The organism is Methylobacterium planeticum, assembly GCF_008806345.1.
Lineage (GTDB): Bacteria > Pseudomonadota > Alphaproteobacteria > Rhizobiales > Beijerinckiaceae > Methylobacterium > Methylobacterium planeticum.
The window spans coordinates 94,970-108,261 of record NZ_VZZJ01000014.1 but is presented as its reverse complement, the minus strand read 5'-3'; the positions used below and the strand labels follow the sequence as shown (position 1 = coordinate 108,261).

The 13,292-nt window shown below is 65.5% G+C and carries 11 protein-coding genes and 1 pseudogene; 3 read left to right on the top strand and 9 right to left on the bottom strand.

From position 1 onward, the window contains the following. Positions 1–436: 436 nt before the first annotated feature. Positions 437–1,303 (bottom strand): class II aldolase/adducin family protein, encoded by an 867-nt coding sequence (locus F6X51_RS16630; RefSeq protein ID WP_150964792.1) that lies wholly within the window; start codon positions 1,301–1,303, stop codon positions 437–439. A 402-nt stretch (positions 1,304–1,705) separates the two neighbouring features. Here F6X51_RS16630 and F6X51_RS16625 point away from each other — a divergent pair, with 402 nt between their 5' ends. Continuing rightward, positions 1,706–2,698: a LysR substrate-binding domain-containing protein gene (locus F6X51_RS16625; protein WP_150964791.1), complete on the top strand. Its 993-nt coding sequence runs from the start codon at positions 1,706–1,708 to the stop codon at positions 2,696–2,698. On the opposite strand, the gene F6X51_RS16620 is transcribed toward F6X51_RS16625, so the two are convergent. Beyond that, entirely contained in the window at positions 2,646–3,542 is an 897-nt protein-coding gene (locus F6X51_RS16620) for a LysR family transcriptional regulator (RefSeq protein WP_150964790.1), read from the bottom strand. The genes F6X51_RS16625 and F6X51_RS16620 overlap by 53 nt on opposite strands. Positions 3,543–3,704: 162 nt before the next feature. Here F6X51_RS16620 and F6X51_RS16615 point away from each other — a divergent pair, with 162 nt between their 5' ends. Both F6X51_RS16615 and F6X51_RS16610 read left to right on the top strand, forming a co-directional pair. Then, positions 3,705–5,081: an NAD(P)H-dependent oxidoreductase gene (locus F6X51_RS16615; RefSeq protein WP_150964789.1), complete on the top strand. Its 1,377-nt coding sequence runs from the start codon at positions 3,705–3,707 to the stop codon at positions 5,079–5,081. Positions 5,082–5,168: 87 nt separating this feature from the next. Further along, a complete protein-coding gene (locus tag F6X51_RS16610; RefSeq protein ID WP_246696847.1) occupies positions 5,169–6,560 on the top strand; it encodes an MFS transporter in 1,392 nt (463 codons plus the stop codon). A 119-nt stretch (positions 6,561–6,679) separates the two neighbouring features. Here F6X51_RS16610 and F6X51_RS16605 read toward each other — a convergent pair whose 3' ends face one another. The 7 genes and pseudogenes from F6X51_RS16605 to F6X51_RS16575 all read right to left on the bottom strand — a co-directional run bounded on the left by F6X51_RS16605 (position 6,680) and on the right by F6X51_RS16575 (position 13,274). Further along, positions 6,680–7,102, bottom strand: coding sequence for a hypothetical protein (locus F6X51_RS16605; RefSeq protein WP_150964788.1), 423 nt, complete (start codon positions 7,100–7,102; stop codon positions 6,680–6,682). Positions 7,103–7,214: 112 nt separating this feature from the next. Further along, the gene (locus tag F6X51_RS16600; RefSeq protein ID WP_150964787.1) at positions 7,215–7,637 is read right to left on the bottom strand and encodes an SRPBCC family protein; all 423 of its coding nucleotides are present in this window, start codon (positions 7,635–7,637) and stop codon (positions 7,215–7,217) included. Between the two features lie 9 nt (positions 7,638–7,646). Next, positions 7,647–8,660 (bottom strand): aldo/keto reductase, encoded by a 1,014-nt coding sequence (locus F6X51_RS16595; protein WP_150964786.1) that lies wholly within the window; start codon positions 8,658–8,660, stop codon positions 7,647–7,649. A 203-nt stretch (positions 8,661–8,863) separates the two neighbouring features. Beyond that, positions 8,864–9,742, bottom strand: a complete 879-nt coding sequence (locus F6X51_RS16590; RefSeq protein ID WP_246696846.1) for a helix-turn-helix domain-containing protein — start codon at positions 9,740–9,742, stop codon at positions 8,864–8,866. A 198-nt stretch (positions 9,743–9,940) separates the two neighbouring features. Continuing rightward, positions 9,941–10,513, bottom strand: a pseudogene (locus F6X51_RS16585) (transposase). Next, the gene (locus tag F6X51_RS16580) at positions 10,452–11,801 is read right to left on the bottom strand and encodes a cation:dicarboxylate symporter family transporter (RefSeq protein ID WP_150964785.1); all 1,350 of its coding nucleotides are present in this window, start codon (positions 11,799–11,801) and stop codon (positions 10,452–10,454) included. The pseudogene F6X51_RS16585 and the gene F6X51_RS16580 overlap by 62 nt, the downstream one beginning before the upstream one ends. Positions 11,802–11,906: 105 nt before the next feature. Beyond that, entirely contained in the window at positions 11,907–13,274 is a 1,368-nt protein-coding gene (locus F6X51_RS16575; protein ID WP_150964784.1) for a class-II fumarase/aspartase family protein, read from the bottom strand. Positions 13,275–13,292 lie beyond the last annotated feature (18 nt).

Genomic DNA, 13,292 nt, shown 5'->3' with positions numbered 1-13,292 from the left:
GGCCGTGACAATCAAGACTGGTACCCGCTGTTCTCGCAATCAGGCAGAGTTGTCTTAAGGACAAATCTGGGAAAATTCAGCATCGGATTGGATTCATCGACGGAATTCAGCAATATCTCCGTCGAGACGGACGCAAGCTTTGAGGCCAACAAGCTGCTGATCGACAGGTCCATTGCGGACGCTGCCGGACGGCGAGATGCTTGCCTCGGGTTGATCGCCTGTTAGGCGCTCTCAAGGACTCGGACCAAGTCCGCCGAACGATTGACGCCAGTTTCTTGGCTGATGTCGGCCTCAGAAATCGAAGCGTTGATAGATCCCCTGAATTGAGCGACCATGGAATGGAGGCGTCCGGCGGGACTGAACATGGCTTACGGCTTCGCCGAAAACGCCCGGGAGAACTCCAGTTCCCCCGGGCGAGAGGCCTGTCATGCGATGCCTATGCGAACATGTCCGTCTGCGTCGCCGCGATGTGGCTGTAGAGCGTCTGGAAATGTAGCCAACCGATATAGTCGCTGCCCACGTGCTCACGGCTGTAGCGGGCGGTCTTTTCCGACAATACCTGTGGCTTGATCCCCGTCGCCTCCACCAGGAGTTGCTGCTGGCAGGCGCGCTCAAGCGCGATGAACCAGAAGGCCGCATCGTCGATACTGTGCCGGCTCGTGGTCAGGAGGCCGTGGTTCTGGTGCAGCACCCCGCGATTGCGACCGATCTGCTGGGCGACCGATTGGCCGCTCGCCTTTTCCACCGCGACCGCGCCCGCCGAGGCGCCGATGACCGCGTGGCTGTTGTAGAAGGCCGCAGCGTCCTGGCTGATCATGTCGAGCGGCCGGCCGGTGGCGCACCAGGCGGTGCCGTGGACGGTGTGCGCGTGGCACATCGCCATCACGTCCGGATACTCATCATGAACGGCCGCATGAAGGACGAAGCCCGCGCGGTTGACCGCATATCGGCCTTCAACCACGTCGCCGTTGTGGTCGGCAAGGATCAAGTTCGACATCCGCACCTGAGAGAAGTGCACGCACATCGGATTGGTCCAGTAGAGTTCGGGACGTTCGGGGTCGCGGATCGTGAGATGTCCGGCGAAGCCGTAATCGAAGCCGTGCATCGCGAAGGCGCGGCAGGCGGCAACGAGGTGCTGCTTGCGGTAGGTTCGCTCCTCCTCGAAGCTGTTGAAATCCGGGATCTCGGGGAAGATCAGGCCGGCCTGCTCGGGCTGGTAGATCGAGATCCGCTTGCGGCCGGCGCTGTCATCGGCGAGTTGGAGGGCAACGTCGTCGGGGTGGGCGTGATCGTCGTCGAGCATGGTTCGCACTCTCTCAGTTTGCGGGGTAGGACCCTGCGATCCTCATGGCCCAACCGGCTCGATGACCGCAGACGAGACCGGCGGTTGGGGACCGATCGGTCAGAGGGCGGGCGATACTGGAGACCGGCCCGACATCGGCGACGTCGCGTACCCGGTATTGAGAGGATCGAAGGCGACGGCCACGGAGCAGGCCATCGTGAACGGCACCAGCCACCGCGCGGTTGCGCCCGGCGCGCACGGTCGCATCCTGTGCCGTCCTCCCGCGTGTCCGCCGTTGACGGCGTTCTCGACCGTCTCCGCTCAATCGCCTTCGTGGCGTGAGAAGCACTATTGTGCCGGACCAACCCGTTGACAAACGACGTTTTTTCACTCTTTTCATGAATTCTATTCACGGGTTGCTGAATGCGCCGGATCCCGAGCTTTCCTGGGCTGCGCGCCTTCGAGGCCGCCGCGCGTCTCGGCAGTTTCGCGCGGGCGAGTGAGGAGTTGCATCTCACGCCCTCGGCGGTGAGCCACCAGATCCGCGCGTTGGAGCGGACGCTTGAGCGCGCGCTCTTCCGAAGGGCCAATCGGCAAGTGATGCTCACCGTCGATGGCGAACGCCTGCTCGCTGGCGTTTCGGATGCGTTCGACATAATCGAGCGGGCCTGCACCGGGTTGAGCCCGCCGCCGCCCTCAACCCTGTCGGTCCATTGTACGCCGAGCTTCGCGGCCAAGTGGCTGAGCCCACGATTGCCCTCCTTCGTGGAGAGGCATCCCGGCCTCGGCATCCGCCTCTCTACCAACGCCGATCCGATCGACTTGAGCCGGCATGACGAGATCGACGTTCTGATTGCCTACGGTCGCCCTCCACATGGGCCCGGATTGGCGGTCGAGTCACTCGGCCGCGAGGAGATCGCGGCTCTGTGTACTCCGGAGATCGATCGGGGCCTCGGACAGATCGAGCCGTCCACGGTCGGGCGCTTCACGCGGCTCGAATCCTCGTTCAGCCCGGTGCGGTGGCCGGACTGGTTCGCGGTCAATGGTCTCCCGCTTCCGCAAACGCCGGGCGGCGCCGCGTTCGACCGTGGCTCCCTCGTGATTTCGGCCGCGGTTCAGGGGCTTGGGGTCGCACTGGAGAGTCTGCGCTTCGCTCAGGCCGAGATCGACGCCGGGCAACTCGTTCGCCTCGGCAACGGCCGGGTGCGGAGCCTGTACCGGGATCTCCACTTCATCTGTTACCGCGACGGCGACGGCGATTTGGAGAAGATCTGGGCCTTCCGCCGGTGGCTTCTGGAGGCGGAGCGGGAGAGCCGGGCGCAGGCGGGCGCGGATGCCGGCCTGATGGCTACCTCCGACGCGCCTACGGTCGCGCCAGCCAGAAGGCGTCGCCCGCCGCCGCCGCCTGCCGCCTGAGGAATTCCGAGACGAGCTTGACCCTGAGCAGGTCGCGCGTATCCGCGTGGGCGATGAGCCAGTAGGCGCGCGTGATGCGCACATCCTGGGGCAGGATCGCCGTGAGGTCGCCGCAGCCCCGCGCCATGAAATGCGGTAGGATCCCGAGGCCCACCCCACCGCGCACCGCCTCCAACTGGGTGATGACGTTCGAGATCCGTGCGTGCGGGTGGATCGTCGGCGAGATCTGCGGGAGGTAGTTGAGCTCGCTCGTCCAGAGCAGATCCTCGACATACCCGACCCAGCGGTGGTGCGGCAGGTCGTCGACCGAACGGACCGTTCCTGCGTAGCCGCGCGCCGCGTAGATGCCGAGACCGTAATCGACGAGCTTGTGGGCGAAGAGCCGGCCCGTCTCCGGCCGGGCCATGCTGACAGCGAGATCCGCCTCGCGCTTCGACAGGCTGAAGCTGCGCGGGTTGGCCACCAACTCAATCTCGAGGGCCGGCTGTGCCGCGAAAAGCTCGGCGAGCCGCGGTGCCAGGAAATATGTTCCGAACGCCTCCGGCGTGCCGAGCCGCACTGTGCCGCTCACCTGATGCGAGGCTTCGTCCAGGCGCGACCGCATGGTGATCGCCACGCTCTCCATCCTCTCGGCATCCGCGAGAAGCTGCTCGCCATCGCTCGTGAGGGAGAAGCCCGAGGGGCGCCGGTCGAAGAGCCGCGTGCCGAGTGCAGCCTCGAGCGCGGTCAGTCGCCGGCTCAGGGTCGAGTGGTCGATGCCCATGCGCTGCGCAGCGATCGTCAGCCGCCCCACCCGCGCGATGGCGAGAAAGGCACGCAGGTCGTTCCAATCGAAATCGGCCATCGGGTGTCGCCGCTGGATGTTGGGATTTCCGCACGGCGCCTTTGCGATCCTCCACATGGGCGTGCGCGGATTCGAATGATAGTTCCAGTCTCGCGAAAAAGTGCAAGCGCGACGCCGAGTTTCGGGTTCGCCGAACGCGCGCCGCTTTAGGGAGATTGCGACATGTCCTTGTTTTCCAAGCTGGAGCGATGCGCAAGTGAGGGGCGCCCGGTCCGCGTGGGCCTGATCGGCGCCGGCAAGTTCGGTTCCATGTACCTGTCGCAGGCGCCCCGGACGCCCGGCATCCATCTCATCGCGGTGGCCGACCTGTCGCCGGACCGGGCGCGACAATCGTTGCTGCGCGTCGGCTGGGACGATGCCCGCTTCGCGGCGAGCACGATGGAGGCCGCCGCCAAGGCCGGCACGACCGTCATTACCGACGACGCCGACGCGATGATCGCGAGCCCCTTCGTCGACATCGTGATCGACGCGACGGGAAGCCCGGCCGCCGGTATCCACCATGCGCTCAAGGCCTGCGAGCACCGCAAGCACATCGTGATGGTCAACGTCGAGGCGGATGTGCTCGCCGGACCACTCCTCGCCCGCCGGGCGGCGGAGGCCGGGATCATCTACTCCATGGCTTCGGGGGACCAGCCGGCGCTCATCGCCGAACTCGTCGACTGGGCCCGTACGATCGGGCTGGAGGTGATCTGCGCGGGCAAGGGCACGAAATACCTGCCGGCCTATCACAGCTCCACGCCCGACACGGTCTGGGGGCATTACGGCTTCAGTGCCGAGCAGGTCGCGGGCGGCGACTTCAACGCACAGATGTTCAACTCCTTCCTCGACGGCACCAAGTCAGCGCTCGAGATGGCGGCCGTCGCCAATGCCTGCGGGTTGACGCCCCCGCGCGACGGGCTCGCCTTCCCGCCCTGCGGCGTCGATGACCTGCCCAACATCCTGAGGCCCGTCTGCGACGGCGGGATCCTCGCGGATCGCGGCACCGTCGAGGTGATCTCCTCGCTCGAGCGGGACGGGCGTCCCGTCTTCCGCGATCTGCGCTGGGGCGTCTACGCGGTGTTCGAAGCGCCGAGCCGGTACGTGCGGGACTGCTTCGCGCAGTACGGCTTGAGGACCGACGATAGCGGCCGCTACGCCGCAACCTACAAGCCCTATCACCTGATCGGTCTCGAGCTCGGAATTTCCGTGGCCTCGATCGCGGTGCGCGGCGAAGCGACCGGCGCAACCACGGAATGGCGCGGGGACGTGGCAGCGACCGCCAAGCGAGCCCTCCGCGCCGGTGAGATGCTCGACGGCGAGGGCGGCTTCACCGTCTACGGCAAGCTGATGCCCACGGCAGATTCGCTGGCCCAGGACGCCCTGCCGATCGGGCTCGCGCACAACATGGTGCTGAAGAATGACGTGCCCGCCGGCCGTGCCGTCCGATGGAGCGACGTCGAGTACGACGCGAGCAAGGAGGCGATCCACGTCCGGCGGGAGATGGAGGCGATGTTCCGCTCGGAGATAAGTCCGGCTCAAGCTCCGCGAAAGGTCGCCTGACAGTCGCGCCCGTCACCCTTGGGCTAAATCTGAGGCTGCCGACGTCCGAGCCCCCGAGGCGCAAGAGACCGCCAGGCGCCCGAACACGTGCCGGCCCCGCATGTGCCGCGAGGCCGGTACGCCAATCCCGATCACCGCGACAGAGCCCGCCAAGAGGGCCGATTGGAGGAAACCATGGATCAAGCAGCCAGCCTCGACCTCGGCGCGCGGACTGCGGAGACGAATGTCTACCGCAAGATCACGTGGCGGATCATGCCGTTCATCGTTGTCTGTTACCTGGTCGCATATCTCGACCGGGTGAATGTCGGCTTCGCCAAGCTCCAGATGATGTCGGATCTCGGCTTCAGCGATGCCGTCTACGGTTTCGGGGCGGGCGTTTTCTTCATCGGCTACTTCATTTTCGAAGTTCCAAGCAATCTCGCTCTGCATAAGCTTGGCGCCCGGATCTGGATCGCCCGGATCATGATCACCTGGGCGATCATTTCGGCCCTGACGCTGTTCGTCACAACCCCAATCCAGTTCTACGCCGCGCGATTCTTCCTCGGCCTCGCCGAGGCCGGATTCTCGCCGGGCATCATGCTCTACTTGACGTATTGGTTCCCGGCCAAGAAGCGCGGCTTCGCCCTGGGCTTCTACTACATCGCGATCCCGCTCGCGGGCGTCGTCGGAGGTCCGGTGTCGGGGTTGATCCTCCAGTACTTCGACGGCTCGACGGTGATGAAGGCCTGGCAATGGCTATTCCTGCTCGAGGCTGCCCCGTCGCTGATCGCCGGCGTCGCGGTGCTGTACCTGATGGTCGACCGGCCCGAACAGGCAAAGTGGCTCACCGACGCCGAGAAGGCCGAGGTGAGCGCCGAGTTGCGCCATGAGGACGGCGACAAGGTCGTCCACGCCACCTCCATGGACTTCCTCAAGGATGTGCGGATCTGGAAGCTGAGCGGCGTCTACTTCATGACGATCATCGGCCTCTACGGGATCAGCTTCTGGCTGCCCTCGATCGTGAAAGAGTCGGGCATCAAGGACGTCGCAACGGTCGGCTGGCTCTCGGCCATTCCCTACCTCGTCGCCATCCCGTCCATCATCCTGACCGGGATCAGCGCCGATCGCACCCGCCGACGTCGGGCGCATTTTTCCGCGGCGCTGGCGATCGGCGCGCTCGGCTTGGCACTCGCCGGCTATGTCGGGCAAAGCCCAGCCGCAGCGGTGTTCTGGCTCAGCATCGGCACGGCGGGCATGCTCTCGGCCCTGTCGCTCTTCTGGGGCGTACCCTGTGCGTTCCTGGCGGGCACCTCGGCCGCCGCCGGCATCGCGACCATCAACTGCATCGGGAACCTCGCCGGGTTCGTCTCGCCCTACATGGTAGGCGGGTTGAACGTGCTCACCGGCAACCCGGCTTTCGGCCTCTACGCCGTGGCTGCGTGCATGTTGGCGGGCGCTATCCTGATGCGGATCATCCCGGCTTCGCTGGGCGATCGCTAGACGGTCAGGTCGCCATCTCACAGACTTCCCGTGAATACGGCACGGCGGAACCGGATTGGCCCGGTTCCGCTCTTGATGAAGATGGTCGGCATCAAACGCAGTTCCCACGATCGGCGAATTCAGCCTCGAGGCTTCGAATGATCGAGGTTGGCCGAGAGCGAAACGGCGCTTTCGGGCAAGCCAATGATCGGCGATCGATTTTGCGTCGGTTCAAGTCGCCCCAGCACCGGGAAGTCCCACGTCGCGGCAAGATGCAGTCCGGCAGGGTAGTGCCCACGCCGATCCTGCTGCCGGTGGCTGCATTGGTCGAGGCAACAAGCACTGGTGCGTTCACGTTCATCTCGATGGACCGCGGGCGGTCCTTCACCAAAGCGTTGTTTGGAACGTGGTTTGGGTCGGTCTGCCGAGAGGCTGGCTGCCCGGTTGGAGCCGGCCAGCACCCTGATGTCGTAGACCGAGATCGTTGGGATCTCGTCGCGTGGAGAGGCTTTCGGGTACTCGTCGACCGGATCCGGGTACGGGACGCACAGGATCTTCGCCATCGTCGCATCTCCGGAAAGGGCGCGCCGCAACCGCGCATCTCGCGGAGGCGGCGCGCCTCATTGGCTCTCGATGCTGGGAAGATCGGCACCACTCCGTGCGGGCCTCGGCCATTCAGCCTCTGTCGGCGTAGTGCTTCTTCAGGGCGGCAAGGCCATCCTCGTAGATCCCCTGGAACAGCTTGGAGATTTCCGTGTCGCTCACCCCGACGGGTTGGAACTCGCCGAACCATTCCACGCGCGACTGCTTGCCGTCGGCGCTCTCTCTCACCCGCAATGTCGACAGGTAGCCCGTCTGCGGGAAGGGCGACTGGAGGATGTGGTAGCTGTAGCTCCGTCCGATCTCGTCGAACGCCATGAGCCGCTCGACGATGACGCCACCGTCCGGGTTTGCGAGGTGCCGAACGCGGCCGCCCTCGCTCAGCTCGGATTTCACGATGTAGGGCAGCCAGTCCGGGAGTGAGCCGAACCCGCCGATGAGCTGCCACGCCTCTGAGGCGGAAGCTGGGATGTCGACGCTTGCCGATGCCGTCGCCATGACCGCCGCCTACTGCCCGAACGGAAGAGGCGCATTCGGCGCAACGATGCCGCTCCGGCGCAGGTCACGCCAGAAATCCTCGGGCACCGCGAAGTTGATCGCCGCGTGGTCTTCGGCGATCCGCTCCGGCCTGCTCGCACCGGGAATGACGGCTGCGGAGGCGGGATGGGCCAGCGAGAAGTGGAGCGCGGCAGCCTTGATTGGCACGCCATGCTTGCCGCAAAGCGCCTTGATCGTCTCGACCTTCGCGGCAATCTTCGGCGGCACCGAGCCGTACTCGAAGTGCTGGCCGCCCGCGAGCACGCCGGAACTGTATGGGCCTCCGATGACGATCTCGACCTTCTTCTCGATCGCGGCGGGCATCAGGCGCTCAAGCGCCCTCTCGTGGTCCAGGAGCGTGTAGCGGCCTGCCAGCAACGTTCCGTTCGGCCGGGCCTCGTCGAGCGAGAGCAGGAGTTCGACCGGCTCGACGTTGTTGACCCCAAGTCCCCAGGCCTTGATCACGCCCTCGTCGCGCAGCCGGTCGAGCGCGCGGAAGGCGCCGGTCCGCGCCTGCTCGAACAACCCGACCCATTTGTCGCCGTGGAAGTCCCTGGCGAGGTCATGGACCCAGACGAAGTCGATCTTGTCGACGCCCATGCGCTTGAGGCTGTCCGCGATGGATCGCTTCGTGCCATCTTCCGTGTAGTCGTAGACGATCTTGTTCGGACGCCCGTACTTGAAGATCTCGCCCTTCTCGCCCTGGTCGCGCCCGCCCGTCTCCATCTCGTCGAGGATGAGGCGGCCCACCTTGGTGCTGAGGCGGTAGGCGTCTCGGGGGTACTTCGACAGGGCCTTGCCGAGCCTGATCTCGGACAGTCCGGTACCGTAGAAGGGAGCGGTGTCGAAGTAGCGCGTTCCGGCTTCCCAGGCTGCATCCACGGTGGCTTCCGCCTCACTCTCCGGAATTTCGCGGAACATGTTGCCGAGAGGCGCGGCACCAAAGCCGAGCGGACCGGCAAGCAGGGCATCCCTGATGATCATGGCTCCTCCGAGGGTGCGGAAGTCAGAGCGGCATCGGGGCTGCCGCCTTCATGCTCAGAGGCGCAATTCACCTCAGGTGATCTTGCTGCCAAGCCCCGCATGACGGCGTACACCTTCTCGGCGCCACTGTATCATCCGTCCTTGCGGGTCTATCGGCAGTTCTTGCGGTGACCGGAGCGCATGACGGGGAGTCGGGCGCCGCCTCAAGGCCGGAACATGTTCCGGTACTGCCCGGGCGTCAGGCCGGTGCTCTTGCGAAAGACTCTTATGAAGTTGTCCTGAGTGCCGAAGCCATACGCCAACGCGATCTCAAGGAGTGAGGCTTGGTCGAGCGCCAGCGCCTCTCGAGCCGCATGGACGCGTCGGTTCGTGACGTAGCGATGCGGCGTCACGCCGGTGGCCTCGCGAAACAGGCGCGCGAAGTGGAAAGGGCTCAGGCAGGCCTCGTCCGCGAGGTGGTCGAGGCGGATGAGTTCGGCGAAGTGTGCGTCGATATAGTCGAGCACACGCTTGAGCCGACGCCTGTCGAGCTTCTGCGTCGCGGTCGGCGGCTTCCAGCGGTCAATCGTGTAATTGGCGATCAGGTGAGCCGCGAGAGCAGTCGTCAATCCGTCGATGAACAGCTGGTCCGTCGGCTGAGGCGGTCTGGCCAGGACGCCGTCGAAGGCCTGCGCGAAACTGAGGAGCAGCGGGTCGGCCAAGCCGCCGACGAAAGCCAGCTCGATCAGGGAAGCGTCGATGCCGTAGTCCGCCAGCGCGCTGTGCTCGATCAGGGCCGGCGGCAGGCAGACATGGAGACACGCGATCGCGTCGGAGAGTTCGGCCTTTTCCATGAAGCCGACGGGGCCGGTCCAAGCCGTTCCGGCCCTGGCGAGGCATCTCTCATTCTGACCGTCACCGCTGCGTCGCACGACCGAGCGTCCGCCCAGCATCACGATGAGTTCGTTGCAGGGGTAGGCCTGCCTTGGATGTGAACCGGCCCCGTTGATCCGGCGTTCGATGACCACTTGCGACCGATGATCGAGGCGACCGAGTACCTGGCACGTACTACGCCGCTGGTTCCCCATTGTCTCGAACGACATCAGAGCACCTCAGGAATGAGCGCCGACGCATCAAGGCCACGGTCTGCAGCCTCACGGAATTCTGGCGCATCGCAACCCGCTACGACAAGCTGTCCCACCCACGATGCTTCTGTCGCCGTTCACGCGCCGTTGTTGCCCCTGGTGGAGTTCGCCACCTGCTTCCGAGCATCCATGGGCGGATGACGTCCGCGACCGGCCTTAGAGTTCGGGAAAGAGCCGTTTGGCCTGAGCACGGCAGATGCGGGCACCGGCGAGCGTGGTGAAGGCGAGGTGGCGGTCGGCGCGGCGTTCGTTGCGGATGGCGAGGCGGCGGAAGCCGGCCAACCATGCCAGGGTCCGCTCCACAATCCAGCAGTAGCGGTCCAGACGTTCGCTGCTCGCGATGCCGCGCCGGGCGATCCGCGGTGTGATGCTGCGCGCCCGGCACGCACGCCGGCAGCCGCGATGCTCGTAACCCTTGCCGGCGTGCAGCTTGGCCGGTCTGCGCCGGGGGCGACCGCGCCGACCTGCGCGCGTGCCCGGTACCGCATCCAGGGCGGCCTAGACGCGGGCTGCCTGCCACGCGCCCAGCCGCCGCCAGTCCGTCTTGCCGCTGCAGCCCACCTCGGAACGCCGCAGGGGCTGCCACCGCATGCCGGTGCGCAGCACCAGGATGATGCCGGCCAACGCCGATCGATCCGAGGCACGCGGCCGCCCGTCTTTCGGCGTCTCAGGCAGCTCCGGCACGCTCCGCCTGCAGGCGGGCGAGGGCGTGACGTGCCATCTCTGGATCGAACTCACCCGCGAGTTTCGCTGTGACGACGGTCGCGACGCTGTTGCCGATGACGTTCGCCGTGGCGATGGCGATCGACATGAAGCGGTAGACGCCGAACAGGATCGGCAGCCCCTCCAGCGGCAGCACGCCCGTCGCCGCAACGGTCGCCGCGAACACCACGAAGCTGCCGCCTGAGACCGTCGCCGCTCCCTTCGAGGTGAGCAGCATGACCGTGAGGATTCCGAGCTGCTGACCGAGATCCAGAGGGACGTGGTAGGCGTTGGCGAGGAAGATCACGCCCATCGACATGTAGATCGAGGTGCCGTCGAGATTGAACGCGTAACCGGTCGGCAGGACGAGTCCGACACTCTGTCGCGAGCAACCATAGGTCGGCAGCTTTTCCAGGAGCCGTGGCAGCACGCTCTCGGACGAGGCCGTGCCGAGCACGATGTAGATTTCTTCCCGGATGAAGTTCAGGAACTGAAGCAGGTTGATCTTGAATACGGCCGAGATTGTGCCGAGCACCACCGCGATGAAGATGGTCACCACGGCATAGAAGCTCAGGATCAGATAGATCAGCGACAGCAGCACGCTGGAGCCGCTCGATCCGACCGCGAAGGCCACCGCACCGAATGTGCCGATCGGCGCGACCAGCATGATCAGGTGAATGAATTCGAAGAACGCATCCGAGATTTTGGTCAGGCCGTTCTCGATCGGCTGGCGTTTCTCGGGTGAGAGGTGCAGGAGGCCGGCACCGAAAATCAGAGCGATGACGAGTACCTGCAGAAGCTCACCCCTGGCAAAGGCCCCGATGAAGTTGTCGGGGAAGATGTTGAGGATGAACTCCAAGGTCGAGTGAGGGGCGGCCGCACCGGTGGGCGCTTTGCCCTGCGCGAGGGTCGCCTTTGTCGCGTCCGCCATGCCTTTGCCGACGCCGAGCACGTTGCCGGCAAGCAGGCCGACGGCCAGCGCGATCGAGGAGACGATTTCGAAATAGAGCATCGCGATAAGGCCGACCTTGCCGACCCGCTTGAAGTCGCCGGCAGAGGTCACACCGACGACGACGCAGAGGAACACCAGCGGTGCCACCGCGGTCTTGATCAGGCGCAGGAAGATGTCGCCGAGGATCTTGAGCTGGACGGCGACCTCCGGGAACACGAAGCCCATCGCAGCGCCCAGCACCATGGCGACGACGATCTGGAAACCGAGGTTCGTCCAGAGTGACTTCTTCTTCGGTTTTGCGGTGGAGGGGGTTGCGGTCGTCGGATGGGGCAAGGAGGCCGGATCGCTAATCGTCGTTGGCATGGTTTCCTCCAAATGATTGCGATGACCGGGCACTCTTTTTCGTTGCCGCCGAGCGTGTGCCCGGCGGCCCTGGTGCCTCTGGTCAGGAGAGTGCGAGGTGCGACGTCAGCGCTGGGCGGAGGCCAACACGCGGTCGACCATCTGCGGGGCGGAGCCGAGATAATTGGCAGGATCGGTGAGCCGCTCGATCGCGGCGCGGTCGAAATGGGCGGTGACTTCGGGCACGTCGGCCAGGGCCTCGGCCAGCGTGCCGCCCTGCTCGTTCACCGCACGGCAGGCGGCATAGACGAGATCGTGGGCCTCCTGCCGGCCCGTGTAGGGTGCCAGCGCCATCATCACGGCCTCGGCGACGATCAGGCCGCGGCTGATCCCGAGGTTCGCCCGCATCTTGGTCTCGTCGACGATCAAGCCGCCGAGGGCGAACTTGGCCTGATGCAGCGCTCCCGCCGTCAGCACGAAGCTCTCCGGAATGGCTATCCACTCGGCGTGCCAGGGGCCGGTGGCGCGCTCGAAATCCTGGATCATCGCATCGAGCATCAGGCCTGCATGCTGGCGCACACCCTTGGAGGCGGCGAGCATCAGTTCCGAGGAGATCGGGTTGCGCTTCTGCGGCATGGTCGAGGATGCACCGCGTCCGGTGACGAAGGGCTCGTAGACCTCCGCGAACTCCGTCGAGGCCATGATCATGATGTCGAGGGCGATTTTGCCGAGCGAGCCCGTGATCAGGGCAAGCAGGTTGACGGCCTCGGCAAACCCGTCGCGGGCGACGTGCCAAGTGGACGCCGGCACCCCGAGACCGAGCTCGCGACAGAAGGCTTCCTGCACGGCGAGACCGTCCTTGCCCAGCGAGGCCAGCGTGCCGGCTGCACCCGCGAACTCGCCGACCAGGATGCGGGGCTTGACCTGTTCCAGGCGCTCCGCGTGCCGATCGAGCATGGCGAGCCAGATCGCGGTCTTGTAACCGAAGGTGACGGGCAGTGCCTGCTGCAGATGGGTGCGCCCTGCCATCGGCGTGTCGCGGTACCGCCTCGACAGGTCGGCAAGGATGCCCCGTAGTTCCGCGACGTCGGCGGCCACGATCTCCAAGCCAGCGCGCATCTGGAGGACGTTGGCCGTATCCATGATGTCCTGGGTGGTGGCACCCCAGTGTACGTAGCGTCCGGCCTCGCCGCACTGATGCACGAGTTGATGCACGAGCGGCAGGATCGGGTAACCGACGTTGTCAGTCTCCCGACGCAGCAGAACCAGGTCGAGGCTGTCGAAATTGCAGCTCTCGGCGATGATGGCGGCAGCATCCGTCGGGATCACGCCACACGCCGCTTCCGCCTTCGCCAACGCGATCTCGACTTCGATGTAGCGCTGGATCAGAGCATGGTCGGAGAAGACAGCCCGCATGGCTGGCGTGCCGAAAGCGTCGCGGAACAGGACGCTGTCGATGACGGTGGTTGCGGCCGGAATGGCGGACTGGCTCATGGCGTTCCTCCACACGCC

Coding starts and splice junctions, on each gene's coding strand:
- F6X51_RS16630 (WP_150964792.1), bottom strand. CDS start 1,303: ATGCTCGACGACGATCACGCCCACCCCGACGACGTTGCCCTCCAACTC.
- F6X51_RS16625 (WP_150964791.1), top strand. CDS start 1,706: ATGCGCCGGATCCCGAGCTTTCCTGGGCTGCGCGCCTTCGAGGCCGCC.
- F6X51_RS16620 (WP_150964790.1), bottom strand. CDS start 3,542: ATGGCCGATTTCGATTGGAACGACCTGCGTGCCTTTCTCGCCATCGCG.
- F6X51_RS16615 (WP_150964789.1), top strand. CDS start 3,705: ATGTCCTTGTTTTCCAAGCTGGAGCGATGCGCAAGTGAGGGGCGCCCG.
- F6X51_RS16605 (WP_150964788.1), bottom strand. CDS start 7,102: ATGGCGAAGATCCTGTGCGTCCCGTACCCGGATCCGGTCGACGAGTAC.
- F6X51_RS16600 (WP_150964787.1), bottom strand. CDS start 7,637: ATGGCGACGGCATCGGCAAGCGTCGACATCCCAGCTTCCGCCTCAGAG.
- F6X51_RS16595 (WP_150964786.1), bottom strand. CDS start 8,660: ATGATCATCAGGGATGCCCTGCTTGCCGGTCCGCTCGGCTTTGGTGCC.
- F6X51_RS16590 (WP_246696846.1), bottom strand. CDS start 9,742: ATGTCGTTCGAGACAATGGGGAACCAGCGGCGTAGTACGTGCCAGGTA.
- F6X51_RS16580 (WP_150964785.1), bottom strand. CDS start 11,801: ATGCCAACGACGATTAGCGATCCGGCCTCCTTGCCCCATCCGACGACC.
- F6X51_RS16575 (WP_150964784.1), bottom strand. CDS start 13,274: ATGAGCCAGTCCGCCATTCCGGCCGCAACCACCGTCATCGACAGCGTC.